The organism is Leptotrichia trevisanii DSM 22070 (assembly GCF_000482505.1).
In the GTDB taxonomy this organism is placed as follows: Bacteria; Fusobacteriota; Fusobacteriia; order Fusobacteriales; family Leptotrichiaceae; genus Leptotrichia; species Leptotrichia trevisanii.
In genome coordinates, this window is the sequence record NZ_AXVL01000025.1 from 34,044 (window position 1) to 50,730 (window position 16,687).

Annotated in this window: 17 protein-coding genes; all 17 read right to left on the minus strand. The window is 30.8% G+C overall.

Features of this window, described 5'->3' with window-relative positions:
• Nucleotides 1-40 precede the first annotated feature (40 nt).
• Nucleotides 41-427: an adhesion protein FadA gene (locus K324_RS0106660; RefSeq protein WP_026748480.1), complete on the minus strand. Its 387-nt coding sequence runs from the start codon at nucleotides 425-427 to the stop codon at nucleotides 41-43.
• Between the two features lie 209 nt (nucleotides 428-636).
• Nucleotides 637-1,092, minus strand: a complete 456-nt coding sequence (locus K324_RS0106665; RefSeq protein ID WP_026748481.1) for a PTS sugar transporter subunit IIA — start codon at nucleotides 1,090-1,092, stop codon at nucleotides 637-639.
• Between the two features lie 34 nt (nucleotides 1,093-1,126).
• Complete coding sequence (gene miaA / locus K324_RS0106670; protein WP_026748482.1) at nucleotides 1,127-2,044, minus strand: tRNA (adenosine(37)-N6)-dimethylallyltransferase MiaA; 918 nt, start codon at nucleotides 2,042-2,044, stop codon at nucleotides 1,127-1,129.
• 78 nt (nucleotides 2,045-2,122) lie between these two features.
• Nucleotides 2,123-3,406: a GTPase ObgE gene (gene obgE, locus K324_RS0106675; protein ID WP_026748483.1), complete on the minus strand. Its 1,284-nt coding sequence runs from the start codon at nucleotides 3,404-3,406 to the stop codon at nucleotides 2,123-2,125.
• 57 nt (nucleotides 3,407-3,463) lie between these two features.
• Nucleotides 3,464-4,150 carry a thermonuclease family protein gene (locus tag K324_RS0106680; RefSeq protein ID WP_026748484.1) on the minus strand — a complete coding sequence of 229 codons (687 nt, stop codon included), beginning with the start codon at nucleotides 4,148-4,150 and terminating at the stop codon, nucleotides 3,464-3,466.
• A gap of 18 nt (nucleotides 4,151-4,168) precedes the next feature.
• The gene (locus K324_RS0106685) at nucleotides 4,169-5,302 is read right to left on the minus strand and encodes a trans-sulfuration enzyme family protein (protein WP_026748485.1); all 1,134 of its coding nucleotides are present in this window, start codon (nucleotides 5,300-5,302) and stop codon (nucleotides 4,169-4,171) included.
• 521 nt (nucleotides 5,303-5,823) lie between these two features.
• Nucleotides 5,824-6,393, minus strand: a complete 570-nt coding sequence (locus K324_RS0106690) for a GNAT family N-acetyltransferase (protein ID WP_026748486.1) — start codon at nucleotides 6,391-6,393, stop codon at nucleotides 5,824-5,826.
• A gap of 59 nt (nucleotides 6,394-6,452) precedes the next feature.
• Entirely contained in the window at nucleotides 6,453-7,124 is a 672-nt protein-coding gene (locus K324_RS0106695; RefSeq protein ID WP_026748487.1) for a uracil-DNA glycosylase, read from the minus strand.
• 71 nt (nucleotides 7,125-7,195) lie between these two features.
• The gene (locus tag K324_RS0106700) at nucleotides 7,196-8,032 is read right to left on the minus strand and encodes an energy-coupling factor transporter transmembrane component T family protein (RefSeq protein WP_026748488.1); all 837 of its coding nucleotides are present in this window, start codon (nucleotides 8,030-8,032) and stop codon (nucleotides 7,196-7,198) included.
• Nucleotides 8,033-9,745, minus strand: coding sequence for an ABC transporter ATP-binding protein (locus K324_RS0106705; protein WP_026748489.1), 1,713 nt, complete (start codon nucleotides 9,743-9,745; stop codon nucleotides 8,033-8,035).
• 154 nt (nucleotides 9,746-9,899) lie between these two features.
• Nucleotides 9,900-10,442 (minus strand): ECF-type riboflavin transporter substrate-binding protein, encoded by a 543-nt coding sequence (locus tag K324_RS0106710; protein WP_026748490.1) that lies wholly within the window; start codon nucleotides 10,440-10,442, stop codon nucleotides 9,900-9,902.
• Between the two features lie 100 nt (nucleotides 10,443-10,542).
• Nucleotides 10,543-11,028, minus strand: coding sequence for a deoxycytidylate deaminase (locus tag K324_RS0106715; protein ID WP_026748491.1), 486 nt, complete (start codon nucleotides 11,026-11,028; stop codon nucleotides 10,543-10,545).
• A gap of 2 nt (nucleotides 11,029-11,030) precedes the next feature.
• Nucleotides 11,031-11,543, minus strand: a complete 513-nt coding sequence (locus tag K324_RS0106720; RefSeq protein ID WP_026748492.1) for a hypothetical protein — start codon at nucleotides 11,541-11,543, stop codon at nucleotides 11,031-11,033.
• Nucleotides 11,544-11,552: 9 nt separating this feature from the next.
• Nucleotides 11,553-12,857, minus strand: a complete 1,305-nt coding sequence (locus K324_RS0106725) for an ATP-binding protein (protein WP_026748493.1) — start codon at nucleotides 12,855-12,857, stop codon at nucleotides 11,553-11,555.
• Nucleotides 12,858-12,942: 85 nt separating this feature from the next.
• Entirely contained in the window at nucleotides 12,943-14,283 is a 1,341-nt protein-coding gene (gene xseA / locus K324_RS0106730) for an exodeoxyribonuclease VII large subunit (protein WP_026748494.1), read from the minus strand.
• Between the two features lie 132 nt (nucleotides 14,284-14,415).
• Nucleotides 14,416-16,185, minus strand: a complete 1,770-nt coding sequence (locus K324_RS0106735) for an AAA family ATPase (RefSeq protein ID WP_051354409.1) — start codon at nucleotides 16,183-16,185, stop codon at nucleotides 14,416-14,418.
• 213 nt (nucleotides 16,186-16,398) lie between these two features.
• A partial coding sequence (locus K324_RS15990; RefSeq protein ID WP_026748496.1) for a hypothetical protein occupies nucleotides 16,399-16,687 on the minus strand: 289 nt, incomplete at its 5' end.

The following is a 16,687-nucleotide window of genomic DNA, read 5'->3' on the forward strand; positions in this document are numbered from 1 at the left end:
AATTTTTTTGCTTTCATCTTTTAATTACCATTCCTTTCAATTAATTCATTACTGATAATAATGTATCCAATTCTGCAATTTTTTGTTCCTTTGCTGCAATAGATTTGTTTATGTTTTTATAAAGAGTTTCGGAATTATTCAGTATTTTTTTATATTTGTCCCTGTGCCATCTAACTTCTGAATCTACTCTTAATTTTTCTAATAATTTTTCTCTGTCAGCCTGTTTAGATTTTAAATCTTCAACTTCAGCTTCCAATTGTGCTTTTTGTTGTCTATAGCTTTCTTTTTGTGCTTCTTCTTTTCTCATTAATTCATTGAATTGGTTTTCAATTGAATTTAAGCTGCTTTCCAAGCTCTTTTTTTCAGCAGAGAAACCTATTGACGAAACCATCATTATTCCAACTAAAAAGAATATTGTCTTTTTCATTCGATTTTCCTCCTAATTATTTAATTCCATAACAATAAATGAATATGAAATCACTATTAAATCACTTACCTATCATCACTTATTTAATATTATACCAAATTATATAAAAAAATACAATTAATTTTTCAAATAAAATACAAAAATTTTCTTTTTTTATATCATAACCATAAATAAAATCAGTAAATACGCCTTTCTTTACAATATTATTTTTAAATATTTTTTAATTTTCCAAAAATTTCTTCCACTGTTTTAACATTTTCAATTTGTTCAACTAATTCTTCTTCATATGATAATTTTGAAATTTCAGCCAGCAAATCTAGATGTTCTTTTTTTGTTTCTTCTGGAGCCGCAATCATAAATATTAATTTTGAAGGCTCTCCATCCATACTTTCAAAATCTACACCTTCACCAGAAATACCCAAGGCAAGGGAAAGTTTTTTTACAAGCGGTGTTCTTGCATGTGGAATAGCTATCCCATCCTGCATTCCAGTTGGTGTCAATTTTTCCCTTTCGTTTATTTCCTTTACAAATTCTTCCAAATCTTCTGAGTCAAGCACTCCACTTTTTACAAATAATTGTGCCATTTCTTTAATAATCTGAGTTTTTGTTTTTCCTTCCAAATTTAATTTTACCCTTTCAGGCACTAAATATTCCAATATTTTCATGTTTTTATACAGGATAAATCCTGTAATCTCCTTTCTAAAATTTTTTCCATTTTTTCAGAATGTCATCTAACATTTGTTTTTCAGACATTACTGATAAATTATAAGTAATATAGTTTTTTTCTTTTCTGAACCACGTCAGCTGTCTTTTTGCATATCTTCTGCTTTCCATTTTTATTTCTTCAATCGCTTCATCCAGCGTGATTTTTCCTTCAAAATATTTAAACAGTTCCTTATATCCAATTGAAGATATTTTGAAAACACTTTCCTTATACTTATTATATACTTTTTGTGCTTCTTCGACAAGCCCTTTTGAAATCATAATTTCCACTCGTCTGTTAATCCGCTCATAAAGTTCCTTTCTATCCCGTGTAAGAAATATTTTAAGAAATTCATAATTATTATTCTTGACATTTTGAACACGCAATTCGCTAAACTTTCCGCCAGTCAAAAGGCAAACTTCAATAGCCCTGACTAACCGTAATTTATTGGATAAATCAATTTCATCATAGGACTTTTTATCCAGGCTTTTTAAAATTTCCTGTAATTTTTCAATACTTTTACTTTCCAGCTCAGCCCTGATTTCTTCATCCTTTGAAGGCAATTTTGCAAATCCATCTGTAATTGATTTTATATAAAGTCCTGTTCCACCTGCGATAATGACATTTTTCTCCTTTTTTTCACAATTTTTATTCAAAATATTGTTTACAGCCTTTTCAAAATCTCCCACAGAATAATCTTCGTCAGGGTTTACAAGATCCATCATATAATGTGGTATTCCCTGCATTTCCTCATGAGTTACCTTTGCTGTTCCAATATCCAGTTCCTTATAAACCTGAGATGCATCCGCCGATATAATCACTGCATTTAGCCGCTTTGCAAGTTTTATTGACAAATCCGTTTTTCCTACTCCTGTTGCGCCTGCAATGACAATCCCTTTTAATTTTTTTTGCATTTTCTAATTTTTTATCCTCCCTATTATAAGTAAACCACATTTTTCTTTTTTTGCAAATATTTTTATAAAAATTTATTACTAAATCACATATTCAAATTCATATCCAGCAATAATTATAATATCCCCTTCTTCAACTCCAGCCTTTTCAAGCTCTGTTTCCATTCCAAGACTTCTCATCTTCTGAAGGAAATTTATTATTCCCTCTTCTCCGATAAACACATACTTTTTAAGCACATCATCCACAATACGTCCATCCACTTCAAATACATTGTCAGCTGTTTTCTTGACAATCCAGTCATCTTTCTTATTGTTTTCCTGAATAAGCTCTTCAACAGAATGAACTTCCTCCAGCTCTTCCCTAGGTATTTCCTGAATTAATTCCCATGCTTTTGATAAAACTGGCTTTAATCCATCATTTGCGATTACAGAAACTGGATACACATATTCTGCCCCATTTTCCTTCACAAATTTTTCAAATTCATCATATTTTTCATCCTCGTAAAGCATATCAATTTTATTTGCTACTACAATTTGCCGCTTTTGAGATAATTTTTCGCTATAATTTTTTAATTCATGATTTATTTTTACAAAATCTTCCTTAGGATCACGTCCATCCAGCCCTGAAATATCCACAATGTGAACAATCAGTTTACATCTTTCAATATGCTTTAAAAATCTATCTCCAAGTCCCACTCCCTCGTGAGCCCCTTCAATAAGCCCCGGCACATCAGCCACTACAAAACTTTCCTCGTCTCCCATTCTGACAACTCCCAATTTAGGCTTCAATGTCGTAAAATGGTAACTTGCAACTTTTGATCTGGCAGCTGAAACTTTGTTAATAAAACTTGATTTTCCAACACTTGGGTAACCTACGAGAGCCACATCTGCAAGCAGTTTTAACTCCAGCTTTATTTTTAATTCTACTCCTTCACGTCCACTTTCTGCTATTCGTGGGGCTTTTTTTACTGATGACTTGAAATGGATATTTCCACGTCCGCCATCTCCACCTTTCAGAAATATTACTTTTTCATTTGGGTTGTCCAAATCAAGCAACAGTTTATTTGTTTCAAAATCCCTAATCATCGTTCCGACTGGAACTTTTATAATCAAGTCTTCCCCTGATTTTCCAGTAGAACGTGCAGCAGAGCCTTTTGTGCCATCCTGTGCCTTAAATTTTTTACTGCTCTTAAAATCCACAAGCGTGTTAATATTTGGATCAGCAATAAAGACAATATCTCCGCCTTTTCCGCCATCTCCGCCATCAGGCCCTCCAAACTGCACAAATTTCTCACGTCTGAATGTAGCCGCTCCGTCCCCTCCGTTTCCAGAAATTACCGTAATTACACTTTCATCTATAAACATTTTATCATCCTTTTCCTTATTTACTTTTTTTTCATTTAATAAAATTACTTAAACTCATTATTTACTTTTTGTTTTGCCTGTTGCTGCCGCTTTTTTTTCTCTTCTATAATTCCACGGCTCTACATACCCTCTTTTTCCAAACAGTCCGAGTTTATTCTTTTTGGCATTTTCCTGATAAGCCTGCATTCTAGTATCATTTTTATCATATTCCTGATACCACCACGCATTTCCAGCCTTTACCATTTCCTCATTTACATTTTTCCCGTTAGCATAGACTACAGCCACTGTTCTGCCGTATCTATCCCTATTTTTCTCTTCAATTTCAAGCATTTTCCCACTTACCAGCTTTTCCAGTGCCTGCTTGCTCTCATTCCCATAATCCTGCGACTTTTCAGGAGCATCAATTCCAAACATCCTAATTTTTATAACTTCTCCGACAAATTTCCCATTTTCCACTTTCTGAACATTCATAGTATCACCATCACTGACTTTTATAGCCTGATACCCTTTCAGAATAGTCGGATTCTGCACAGTTTTAGTATTTGAAGAATTATTTTTTGCACTTCTTGAAGCTGTACTTTTTTTAGAATTACTTGTTTTCACTCTTTTTTTACCCAATCCTGAATTTACCCCATTGTATGCAAACCCAAATATTGCAATCAACACAGTAATTATCGCAGCAATCAGTTTTTCATTTCCAACTTTTGAACTTCTTCCAGTTCTTTTTCTTCTTTTTGTTGCCATCTGTTTTTCCTTTATTCTTTATTTTTCCAATGCCTGTTTAAAATCCTCAATCAAGTCATCAATATTCTCAAATCCAACTGCAATTCTTATAAGCGAATTTGTAAATCCTCTAGCCTCTTTTTCTTCATCAGGCATTTCAGCGTGAGTTATTGTACTCGGATGAGTTACCAATGTTTCTGCTCCACCAAGACTCGCAGCAAATAGTGCCACATTCAGACTTTCAAAAAATGTTTTTACCTTTGAGTCATCCTTTAAAGTAAATGAAAATACTGAACCTCCACCTATCGCTTGACTTTCATGAATTTTTTTACCTTTATTTGTATCCAGAGTCGGATAGTAAATTTTGTCAACTGCATCATGGCTCTGAAAAAATTCTATCAGTTTTTCAGCATTTTTTTGTGCCGCTTCCACCCTAAGTTTCAATGTTTTAAGACTTCTCATCAAAAGCCAGCTGTCAAATGGAGAAATTAAGGCTCCAGCTGCAACTTGTGAAAATTTAATTTTTTCCGCAAGTTCCTCATCATTTGTAATCGCAACTCCAGCCAGCAAATCATGATGCCCAGATAAAAATTTAGTTGCACTATGAATTACAATATCAATCCCAAAATCAAGCGGTTTTTGCAAATATGGAGTCATAAAAGTGTTATCTGCAATTGTTATCAAGTTATGCTGTTTTGCAATCTCTACAACTCCTCTCATATCCGTAACATCAAGCAATGGATTTGACGGAGTTTCGATAAAAATGGCCTTTGTATTTCCCTTAATCGCATTTCGGATATTATCCAAGTCAGTTGTATCAACAAAAGTGTATTCCATCCCGAATTTTGAATAAATATCGTGAATAATTCTATAAGTCCCACCATAAATATCCTGTCCCAGAATAATATGATCTCCAGCCTCAAACATCGTAAACACAGATGTCGTAGTCGCCATTCCGGATGAAAAGGCATATCCATATTTCCCATTTTCTAATGCCGCAAGTATTTCCTCAAGTTCATTTCTCGTAGGTGCCGAAACTCTTGAATATTCAAATTCCTGCGTCACTCCAAATTCTACAACAGGAAAAGTTGAGGCAAAATTAACATTCGTTCCCCATAATTCCTTCTTTTTTTCTTTTCTTATCCCATGTATCGTTTTTGTTTCAAATCTCATAACAATCTCACACTCCTTTTTTTCTCTTTTTATTTTTAACAACTTATATTTCAATATTCTAATTCCAAACATTTATTTTTTATTTTACATATCTATTTTATTCAAACTATACTACAATAATTAAATTCAAAATGTCGTGATTTTTTTGGAATGAAAACGATTGTCTGAGCGTTAGCGAGTTTCGTTTTCGTAGTAATCCAGATTTATCCAAATAATAAATGTTTCGACTACTTTCCCAAATAAAATTTGGGAATATTTCAAAAAAATGCTTAGACGAGCCAGGGATAGTGCGTAGCACTTTCGCTATTCTCTTTAATATGTCATTATTTAAATATGTTAAAATAACTGTTATTGCGAAATAAAGGGAAATGGCGATTGATTTCCCTTGCTTATCTAAAAAGAAAAAGCATAAAACTAAAGAAAAAAACAATTATTAATTAAAATGTTCCAAAATAAAATCTTAACTAAAGTGTTCAAAGAGAAATTTTTAAAATAAATTATCAAATAAATCTATAAATTTTTTATAATAATTTATGTGGTATTTTTATTATTTTCTCATAGGCAATTCTCTTTTCCCCAACATCAGGCTCTTTATCTAAATAAATCACACCGCAATAACTGAATCCATTTTTTTCAAGGAACTTTTTCATTGGCTCATTGTTTTCATGCGTATCTGTTTTTATACTGAGTATTTTGTTTTTTATGCATTCTTTTTCCGAAAATTCTAATATCTTTGTTGCAATTCCTTTGTTCTTTATTTCAGAATCAACTGCCAGCCTGTGAATTACGATATAATCATCATTTGTTATCCATTTTCCTTCAATTTTAGAATATGGTATTTCTTTTTTAGGCGACAATACAATAGTTCCGACAATTTTTTTAGAAATCTGATTTTCGGATTTACCATTTTTTTCAGAAATTTCTTCTAAAATATAACTAATTCCCAATTTTATATCATTTTCAATAACTCCTCTATCTGGATATCCTTTTTGCCATTGATCCAGCCCTAACTTCTTCAATTCAATTTTTGCCTTTTCAATAATTTCTAAAATTCTGTCCACATCATTAAAAGTTGATTTTCTAAAATTCATCAATTTTTTTACCTCCACAAATCCCATAACCTTAATTTATTATTCTCTAATTTATTCTTCTATATTTGCCAGTTTATTTCATCTTTTCCCAGCTCTTTCAAAATCTCATTAGCTTTCTTAAAATGCCCACAGCCAAAAAAACCACGGCTTGCAGACAATGGGCTTGGATGAACACTTTCCAGAATATAATGCTTGTTGGTATCAATAAAGGCTTTCTTGCTTTTTGCATTATTTCCCCAAAGTATGAAAATCATTGGCTCTTCCCGTCTATTTAAATATTTTATCACATTATCTGTAAAAATTTCCCATCCTATCTTTGAATGTGAGTTGGCATTTCCAGCAACTACAGTAAGTGCTGTATTTAAAAGTAGGACTCCCTGTTTTGCCCATTTTTCAAGAAACCCATTTTTACTCATTCTATAGCCAAATTCATTTTCGATTTCCTTATAAATATTCTTTAAGGAAGGCGGCAAGGCAACTCCCCGCTTTACAGAAAATGCCAGTCCATGTGCCTGATTTTCCCCATGATATGGATCCTGCCCTAGAATTACAACTTTGCAGTCCTTATAGCTTGTCAGCTTAAACGCAGAAAAAATTTCATATTTATCTGGATAAATCGTTTTTGTTTTATATTCTTTTACTAAAAATTTTCTTAAATTTAAGTAATAGTCTTTTTCAAATTCTTTTTCCTTTTCAAAAATTCCATCCCAGTCATTTCCGATATTAACCATTTTCCAATCATTCCTTTCCTTAAAATTCAAATTTTATTATATACTCCAATCCCTCTAATATCAAATTATTTTTAATTTATAAAAGGATTATAAAATCTTCCACCATTTACTTTTATAAGCATAATTGAAATAATTAAAAATATTGCTGTTACAAGGATTGCTATAACATCTGGCATTTTCATTTTTCTTGCCTGATACCACGTTCGCTTTTTTCTTTTTCCAAATCCTCTTAAAATCATTGCATTGCTTATAATATCTATTTTTTCAATACTTGAAAATATTAACGGCATTAACGTATAAGAAATATTTTTTATTCTTGTTATTAATTTTTCATTTTTAGAAATATCTATCCCCTTTGCCTGCTGTGCCTTGCTAATTGTAACAAAGTCCTCCTGCACAGTCGGAATATATCTAAGTGCAATTGAAACTGCATAAGAAAATTTATAAGGTACACCTATCCTGTTTAATGACGATGCAAACTCGCTTGGATTTGTCGTAATTATAAACAGTAAAGCGACAGGAATGACTGAAAAATATTTAACAAATATATTAAATTCATAAAACAGCTGCTCCTGCGTTATTACATAATTTCCAAAAATTTTAAAAATATCGTGCCTTGTTCCATAGATTTTTGTTCCTTCAAGTGGAGAAAATAAAAAAATCATAATTAAATTTAACATAAGAAAAATAGTAATCAGATAAAATACAATTTTTATTTCATTAAATTTTATTTTTGAAATTCTGAAAAGCACAAAACCTAAAAATGTCAAAGCCACAAGAAGTCTTGTATCATAAGTAAACATAATAGCCACCGTCCACAGTATAAAACAAATCAGTTTTGCCGCCCCATTCAGTCTATGAATCACAGAATCTTTTTCAATATATTCCAGTAAAAATGTACCTGCCATCTAATCACCCGCCTTTTTCTGCTCTTTTTCATAATGTACAAATGTTCTTATAAGCTCTTCGGAATTTATCCCAACCTTTTCCGCCACATAATGAAGTGAAGTTTCCTTCAAATTTGCCTGTTCCAATACATTCCTATCTGCCAAAATCTGTGCCGGATTTCCTGATTTTATAATTTTCCCGTCATTAAAAACGTATGCCTTGTCAGTATACTCTAACATCAAGTGCATATCGTGAGTTATAAACAGAATTGTAATCCCAAATTCATTTAGCTGCTTCAAAAATTCCATTATTTCCCTGTAATGAAACAAATCCTGCCCTGCTGTTGGCTCGTCCACTATTATCATTTCAGGCTGCAATACAAGCACGGAAGCTATTGTAACTCTTTTTTTCTGCCCATAGCTAAGTGCCTTTATAGGCCATTTCCTAAATGGCTTTAATTTACATATTTCCAAAATTTCAAAAACTCTTTTCTCTATTTCGTCTTCTGAAACTCCTCTAGTTTTAAGTCCTAACGCAACTTCATCAAAAACTGTAACTTTTGAGATCATTGCATTTGGATTTTGTAGCACAAAACCTATTTTTTCAGCCCTTTTAGTTATATTTTCATCACTTATATCCAAATTTTTATAATAAATTTTCCCTTCATCCTGCTTCTCAAATCCTGCAATAACCTTTGACAATGTCGATTTCCCAGCCCCATTTGAGCCAACTATGCTTATCATTTCACCTTTTTTTACATCTATATCTATATTTTTTAATATTTTTCTTTTTTTATTGTATGAAAATGAGATATTTTCCAGCTTTAATAATGTTTCTTCAGATTTTTCCCTTGCTTTTGGAGAATTATATTTTATCCAATTTAGAATGCTGTCTTTCGCTACAGAAAAATCAATTTTCTCAATATTGGAAATATTGCTATACTTCTCAAGACTGGCATTGCTGTATTTTAGCAAGGAGATATACAGAGGCTCCCTTATATTCATCTCATTTAACAAATTTCCATTCAAAATATTGTCAGGCGTGTCATCAGCAACGATTCTTCCCCCATCTACAACAATAATCCTGTCAATTCCCCTGTGCAATACATCTTCAAGCCTATGTTCTATAATTATTGTAGTCAATTTTTTATTATTATGAAGCTCATCTATAAGTTCAATCGCATATTTTCCGCTCAAAGGATCAAGATTTGCAAGCGGTTCATCGTAAAGAACAATTTTAGTATCGTCCACCATTATTCCAGCGAGTGACACTTTCTGCTTCTGTCCTCCTGACAAATCATGCGGCTTCAAGTCAAGCAATGTTTCAATTTTTACAAATTTTGCAATCTCCTTTACCTTCTCTTTCATAATCTGTGTCTCTACTTCATCATTTTCCAGAGCAAACGCTATATCTTCCACAACAGTAAGCCCCACAAACTGTGCATCCGAATCCTGAAGAACAGTTCCCACATATTTAGAATGTTCAAACACTTCCTTGCACTTTTTCCCATAAATTTCAAACTTTCCTGTAATTTCCCCTTTGTAAAAATAAGGGACAAGTCCATTTACACAATGCCCCAACGTGCTTTTCCCCGAACCTGACGGTCCTATTATTACAACTTTCTCCCCTTCATAAATTTTCAAATTTATATTATGTAATGTAGGTTCCGACTGACTTTCATACTTAAATGTAAAATTTTCAAAATTTACAGCAATCTTTCTATTTTCTTTCAAATTTTCCTCCTTTCAAGCTAGAGATATACTTTTTTATTTAAATTTATTCAGTAATCTGAATTCCAATTTTTAGTTCCATAAAGATTAAACAAAATACCCGCCTAATCTTCTCACAGCCACCTAAGACTACTTGAAAAATGCGGGTTATTTGAAATTATTCCTGTTTTAAACTTCCTTTGCTTACTATTGTTTTTGAAAATGCGAATATTAAAATTGTCCCTAAGATTGCTACAATCAACATATTCCCAAGTGCCGCTGTAACTCCTTGTGCAAATGCTTTCGCCTGTGGTTCCTTATATATTGCAATATCAATAATCGGAGCCAGAACTACCCAGCTTATCAAACTTATAATTACTTCCCCAATTATAAATTTTACAATTTTTGCTCCATTAAAATTCTCAATTTTAATAATTTTCCCTAAAAATCCACTTGCCATTCCAAAAAACGCAGCTGCTACAACCCAGCTGAACCACACGCTTCCATATCCTGAAATATCATTAAGCACATGCCCAATAAATCCAATCCCCAGCCCAACTGCAGGCCCGTATATAAATGCCATCAACGCCACAAATGCAAAAGTTACTTGCAATGTCGTGTTAGGAATTGGTGTTGGAATTGCTACAAATCTTGATAATACAATATAAATCGCTGCACCGATTCCCATTGCTACCACTTTTTTAATCGCTGTTGCTTCCATCAATCTCACCTCTTTTAAAATTTTCAAAAGTTTAAATACATTATATACTAATATTACTTTTTTCTCAACTAAAAATAACGATACTTTTTGCAAAATATATCTAATCCTTAAACTTTATATTTATCCCTTCTTTTTCAACTTCAAGATGAATCATTTCCACCTGTGCATTTTCAAAAATCCTTCTCGAAGCCTTTGTTGAATCAAGCGACTTATGCTTGTCAGAAAAATATATTACTTTTTTTATTCCTGATTGAACAATTGCCTTTGCACACTCATTACACGGAAAATGTGTCACGTAAATAGTACAATTTTTAAGAGATTTTATACTGTTAAGAATAGCATTAAGTTCAGCATGCACAACATAAGGATATTTCGTATCCAAAAACTCTCCGTCCTTATCCCAAGGCATACTGTCATCCGAACTTCCCATAGGAAACCCGTTATATCCAATTCCTATTATTTTTTTATCTTCATCAATAATACAAGCCCCAACCTGTGTAGATGGATCCTTGCTTCTCATTCCAGACAAAAATGCAATTCCCATAAAATATTCATCCCACGATAAATAATTTTCTCTTTTAGACATTTTTATACCTCGCTTTCTAAAATATCCAATATTTTAAAAATATTACTTCCAATACTTACATTTTCAGGTTCTTCAATCCTTAAATATTTTTCAATTGATTCTTTCATTATAAATTTTTCAGCAATTTTAACCTTTTCCTTTTTATTCTTAGATTTATTATCAATTTTCAAAATCATTTCAATATTTTCATTATTTTTTATCAATTTATATTTATTTTTTTGAATAAATTTCTTTATATCTTCTAAAAATATTCTATCTTTCTCTTCTCTTTTAAATTTATCCAAATCAATCACATAAATGATTTCATAATCAGAGTTTCTATTTTGATTTTTAAATTTATTTATTTTTTGTTTAATCTGTTTTTCTTTTTTATTATAATTATATTTCCCATCAAGAATAATCCACTCTAATTTAATTTCTTTCTTCAATTTTTCAGATTCCACATAATACTTGACAATTTTATCAACATATATTTTATCTGAATTTCCCTCAACCAAAAATAGCCACAGTTTCATAACTCCCCTTTAATTCTTCTCTTCAAATATATTAAATATTTCAAAAAAATCATAATACTCAATATTATATGGCATATTTGGTAACATCCCCTCCAAATACTGCTTTCTTGGAGAATAATTTCCATTTTTTATCCAAGGCTTTATTTCCTGATATTCAGTCATAAAATCTATCGAATTTTTATATTTTTTTAAAGTATCCAAAATACTTGTATTATGAGCTGTAAACGTAAACTGTCCTTTCCCATTTTCAGCAAAAAACTCAATTAACCTATTCAAATATAAATCATGAATACTCATATCTATTTCATCAACAAACACAATTCCACCATTATTAACTGTATCTAAAACATCAAATAATCTAAACAGTGACTTCATTCCCATACTTTCATATTCAAAATTTATCTTGTAATCCTTGTAGTTGAAAACATATTCAATTTCATAATAATTTTCATCAAAATCTTTCTTTTCAAACTCTATTTTATTTAGTTCAGGATTAAATAATTTCAAAAATCTTTCTTTTCTTTCTAGACTTTTATTCAAATTTTCAATTTCTTCTTTTGTTTTAGATAAGATATTTCTCTTTTTAGCTTCTTGATTTACATAATCAATATATATTTTATCAAGCCAATTTTGATTTTCAAAATTGATATAAACCATTTTATAATGACTATCTTCCAAATGAGTAAAGACATTAATTTTTGAATACAATACATATAAATATATAAATCCAAATTTTTCAGATTTTAATTCATTTGTTTCATATTTTTCAACATCATCAATAACCAGTTTTATTATACTTTTTCTATCCAGCAAATTCATTGATAACTTTTCTATTTCATCTAAATTTTTAAAATAATTTGACTTCTCTTTGTTTATCTTTCCATTTTCTATAATTAATGTTTTTAATATCTCTTTTCTATCTAGCTTTTTTTTATTTATTATTTCTTTTGTAATAATAATTTTCCCATTTTCTATTTTCAAACTTATTGAATGTTCAAAAATATGTTTTTTATTATTTTTATCAATAATCAAAAATTCAGAAGACAAATAACATTCTTTAAGTTTTTTATTTATTATTTCATTTAACAAACTACTTTTTAAAATTAAATAGTCACTGTCTAATACAATATTTCTTAAAATTTCAATTCCTTTTATAACAGCAGTTTTCCCAATTCCATTCCTTCCAAAAATTCCTTTAACATTATAATTTTCCCTATTAAAATTGCGTATATCCTGCTTATAAAAACTAATTTCAATCGTTTTTTCAATATTTTTTATTCCATTTAATCTAAATTCTAAAAGATAAAATTCCATCCTAAACCACTCCTTTTAAAAAATATACATTTTGTATATTTTAATACAAAAGGTTGAAAAAATCAATATTTTTCTTTAATAATAATTACTTAACAACCACTTTCTTCTTAACATCCAAAAACTCTATCTCCAACTTATCCTCTCGACTAAGCTCAATCCCTCTTTTAACAATTTTCCCATTTTTTCGAGTTATCGTATACCCTTGTTTTAAAATATCACTTACAGAATATTTAGATAGCTGCACTTTTTTGTATTTCAGTTCATTTTTTCGATTCTCAAAAAATTCCAGCATTATCTGATTTAATTCAGCTGATTTTTTCTTTAAATTTTCTTTTTCGCTTAAAATTATTTTTTGTAAATTAATTCTATCAAATCTCTGTTTTCGGTAATCCAGCTGTTCCCTTGACTTTTGTACAATTATTCTAAGTTCTCTTGATAATTTCTGTTCTTTTTCTATTAATTCAAATTTTTTATTATCTAGAATATTTGCAAAATTCTTTATATAATAGTTATTTTTTCTGTATTCCAGTTCTTTTTTCATCATTGCAACTTTATTTAAAAGTAATTTACTCAAAAGATTCTTTTTACTTTCCAGTTCATCTGTTAATTTATCTTTTTCAGGAATCAAGATTTCTGCTGCCTGAGTTGGTGTAGCCGCCCGTTTATCAGCGACTAAATCTGAAAGAAGATTATCAATTTCATGTCCTACCGCTGAAATTACAGGAATTTCCGATTTATAAATGGCTTCTATCACAGCTTCCTCGTTAAATGCCCACAAATCCTCAATACTTCCTCCGCCACGTCCAACAACAAGTGTATCTATTTTAAGCTGTTTCTCTTCGTTCATCCTATTAAAAAACTCAATCCCCGCTGAAACTTCCTGTGCTGCCCCTTCTCCTTGAACTTTTGCTGGATAAAGGTAAATATTCACATTTGGAAATCTTTTATGTGTCGTGTTTATAATATCTCTGATTGCAGCTCCTGTATCAGCTGTTACAACTCCAATATTTATCGGTAATTTAGGCAACTGTTCTTTTATTTCATCAGAAAAATATCCCTTTTCAAAATACATTTTTTTAAGCATTTCCATTTTTTCATAAAGCAGCCCTAGAGAATTGCTCTTTTCAAGAAAATCCGCCACAATCTGATAACTTCCATTCGCCTCATAAAGCGTAACGCTCCCACGAATTTTTACCGAATCTCCTTCCTTCAAGTCCTCAGGCACTCCTCTATACTTATAACGAAAAATAGCGCATTTTACGCTTGCACTTGCATCTTTTAACGTAAAATACAAATGTCCCGAACGATAATACGTAATATTAGAAAGCTCCCCTTCAATAAAAATGTTCTTAAAAGTATTTGTCCCCTCCAAAAACATTTTAACTTCCCTATTTATATCACTTACGGAAAATACTGTCTGTTCCATAATTTCCCTCATTTCTTGCATTTTTTGTTCTTTAATAATAACATATTTTAGTATATTTCTCAACTGATGAAAATGTTTTATAAAAAAATTTAGAGGGTATGAACATCATAATCTCATACCCGCTTTTTCTAGTTATTCTTCCTCAACCACAACTTCCACATCCTTTTTCCTGAATCCCATCCCAATTTTCACAATTTCCTTATAACCTTCATATTTTAACCCTGCAAAATAATTCCTGTCATTTATTTGCTTCAAGGCACTTTTTGCAGTTCTCTTCAAATTTCTGCTGTCTTTTGCCCTTGAATATTTAAATTCAAATATAAATGCTTTTTTATTTTTATCTTTTGGCTTTAATACCAAATCAGGAATTCCATCTCCACTTTCCACATTCGACTTTACAAAATAATTTTCTGACATTATGGAAACTAGTCCAATTACAAACAAATGATAAGAATTTTCTTCCTTCAAGTCCCTAAAACTTATCGCATTTTTTAAAAGTTCCCTTATTTCCAATCTAAATTTTTCATAATTTCCATTAATCAAATGCTCTTCAAGTCCATAAAATCTGTAATGTCCCCGATACGTTCTATACAAAAATCTTATTCTGAAAAAATCAAACAGTTCCTCATTTGGAATTTTCAAGTCGTAAACATTTCTTCCAAGTTTTTTTTCAACGGTTAAATATCCGCTATGCAAGAAAAATTGCCAAATATTCGCATGCCCGAAGTCATTCATAAAATAATCCCGTTCAATTTCATAATTTTTCCCATTTTCCCTAACTTCAAATCCGTAATTATTTTTATTCAAGTTCAAGGCATAATCTATATCCTGAAACGTCACAAAATCATAAATTTCCTTCCTTATGCTCTTATGGCTAAGCAACTCCTCCAGCTCAAAAATAATTTTCTCGTCTGAATTTTCCAAATAGTTCATAATTTCATCATTACTTGAAGTATTTACCCAATGTTCTTCAATCTTCTTGTCATCTAAAAAATTAATCGTAGACCAAGGGTTGTAAACTTCCTTTTTCCCAAAACAATAACCATTATACCACTTTTTGACTTCTTCCAGTTCGAAGTTAAGCTCGTAATATTTTAATGCCTCTTCAACTTCACTTTCCAAAATTCCAAAATGTTCAGTATAATTATCACTCAAAACAGTATTCACTTTAAGATTGTTGAGTCCAGAAAAAATCCCTTCCTTAGCAATCCTTAAAATTCCTGTAATTACCGTGATTTCTGCATAATCATTTCCTTTTACTGCCTTTTCAAAGAAAGTCTTGAAAAAATTTATCACATCATTATAATACCCATTAGCATGTGCTTTTATTATTGGCTTATCGTATTCATCGATTAATAAAACAACTTTCTTGCCATAGTATTCAAATAAATATCTTGATAAGTTTGACAAGGCACGGCTATAATTACCTTCCTTTTTTTTTAACCATATATTATCAAAATCCATTAAATCGCTTTTTTCTAGTTTTTCCCGCAAAAATCTGAATTCATTGTACAAGGATTTTATTTCCTCTTTTATACTGTTAAAACCATTTTCCCAGTTTGTTTCCTCAAAATCCTTAAAACTGATAAAAATAACCGGATTCTGCCCCTGTCTATCAAAATATTCACTTTTAGAAATTTCTAAATTTTCAAAAAGTTTTCTATTTTCTTCCTTATTCTTCACATCAAAAAAATACTTTAACATCGACATATTAAGCGATTTTCCAAATCGACGTGGTCTTGTAAACAGAATTCTTGTCGTCCCACTTTCCAGAATTTCTTCAATCAGCCCAGTTTTGTCAAAATAATAGTAATTATTTTGTATCATCACTTCAAAATTGTCAATTCCAACTGGCAAATTTTTCTTTTTTTCCACTTTCTCATTTTTTCCCTTTTTAATCATGTCCCCTCAATTCCTCTCTTTTTTATTTATTATTAACCACATTATATTTGTATTTTTACCAAAAGTCAAATAATATTAGAAAAATTATGAAAAAAGAACAGCAAAACCTAAGTTCCACTGCCCTTTCATCCTTTTTCTTTTTTCAAGTTCTTAACTTAAACATCTGTTTAATCTTTATTTGTTAAAGTTCTTCGCTTTTCCCAATTCTTCGTTCTAGTAAATAGCTCTAAATCCAATACCTGCCCTTACATTCTTACCTTTGGTATCATATCCTCCATTTACTGTTACTCCAAATCTTGTGTTGTCAACTCCAATGTTCAAGTCAAACTTACCGTTTCCTTTTCTGTCATCCTTTTCCCCTCTGATTCCGAACCAGTCAGCACTTGTGTATCTTACTCTTCCTCTGTTGTTCACATCTCCAACTTTTCCTAGTTCATTCTCATAGGCTGCTGTAAGTCCCACTGTCAAGTTTGTTCTTACTGCTAACGGTTGCACATATTTG

Excerpts from the sequence above, each read along its gene's own strand:
- K324_RS0106660 (WP_026748480.1), bottom strand. The coding sequence starts at position 427 with ATGAAAAAGACAATATTCTTTTTAGTTGGAATAATGATGGTTTCGTCA.
- K324_RS0106665 (WP_026748481.1), bottom strand. The coding sequence starts at position 1,092 with ATGAAAATATTGGAATATTTAGTGCCTGAAAGGGTAAAATTAAATTTG.
- miaA (WP_026748482.1), bottom strand. The coding sequence starts at position 2,044 with ATGCAAAAAAAATTAAAAGGGATTGTCATTGCAGGCGCAACAGGAGTA.
- obgE (WP_026748483.1), bottom strand. The coding sequence starts at position 3,406 with ATGTTTATAGATGAAAGTGTAATTACGGTAATTTCTGGAAACGGAGGG.
- K324_RS0106680 (WP_026748484.1), bottom strand. The coding sequence starts at position 4,150 with ATGGCAACAAAAAGAAGAAAAAGAACTGGAAGAAGTTCAAAAGTTGGA.
- K324_RS0106685 (WP_026748485.1), bottom strand. The coding sequence starts at position 5,302 with ATGAGATTTGAAACAAAAACGATACATGGGATAAGAAAAGAAAAAAAG.
- K324_RS0106690 (WP_026748486.1), bottom strand. The coding sequence starts at position 6,393 with ATGAATTTTAGAAAATCAACTTTTAATGATGTGGACAGAATTTTAGAA.
- K324_RS0106695 (WP_026748487.1), bottom strand. The coding sequence starts at position 7,124 with ATGGTTAATATCGGAAATGACTGGGATGGAATTTTTGAAAAGGAAAAA.
- K324_RS0106700 (WP_026748488.1), bottom strand. The coding sequence starts at position 8,032 with ATGGCAGGTACATTTTTACTGGAATATATTGAAAAAGATTCTGTGATT.
- K324_RS0106710 (WP_026748490.1), bottom strand. The coding sequence starts at position 10,442 with ATGGAAGCAACAGCGATTAAAAAAGTGGTAGCAATGGGAATCGGTGCA.
- K324_RS0106715 (WP_026748491.1), bottom strand. The coding sequence starts at position 11,028 with ATGTCTAAAAGAGAAAATTATTTATCGTGGGATGAATATTTTATGGGA.
- K324_RS0106720 (WP_026748492.1), bottom strand. The coding sequence starts at position 11,543 with ATGAAACTGTGGCTATTTTTGGTTGAGGGAAATTCAGATAAAATATAT.
- K324_RS0106725 (WP_026748493.1), bottom strand. The coding sequence starts at position 12,857 with ATGGAATTTTATCTTTTAGAATTTAGATTAAATGGAATAAAAAATATT.
- xseA (WP_026748494.1), bottom strand. The coding sequence starts at position 14,283 with ATGGAACAGACAGTATTTTCCGTAAGTGATATAAATAGGGAAGTTAAA.
- K324_RS0106735 (WP_051354409.1), bottom strand. The coding sequence starts at position 16,185 with ATGATTAAAAAGGGAAAAAATGAGAAAGTGGAAAAAAAGAAAAATTTG.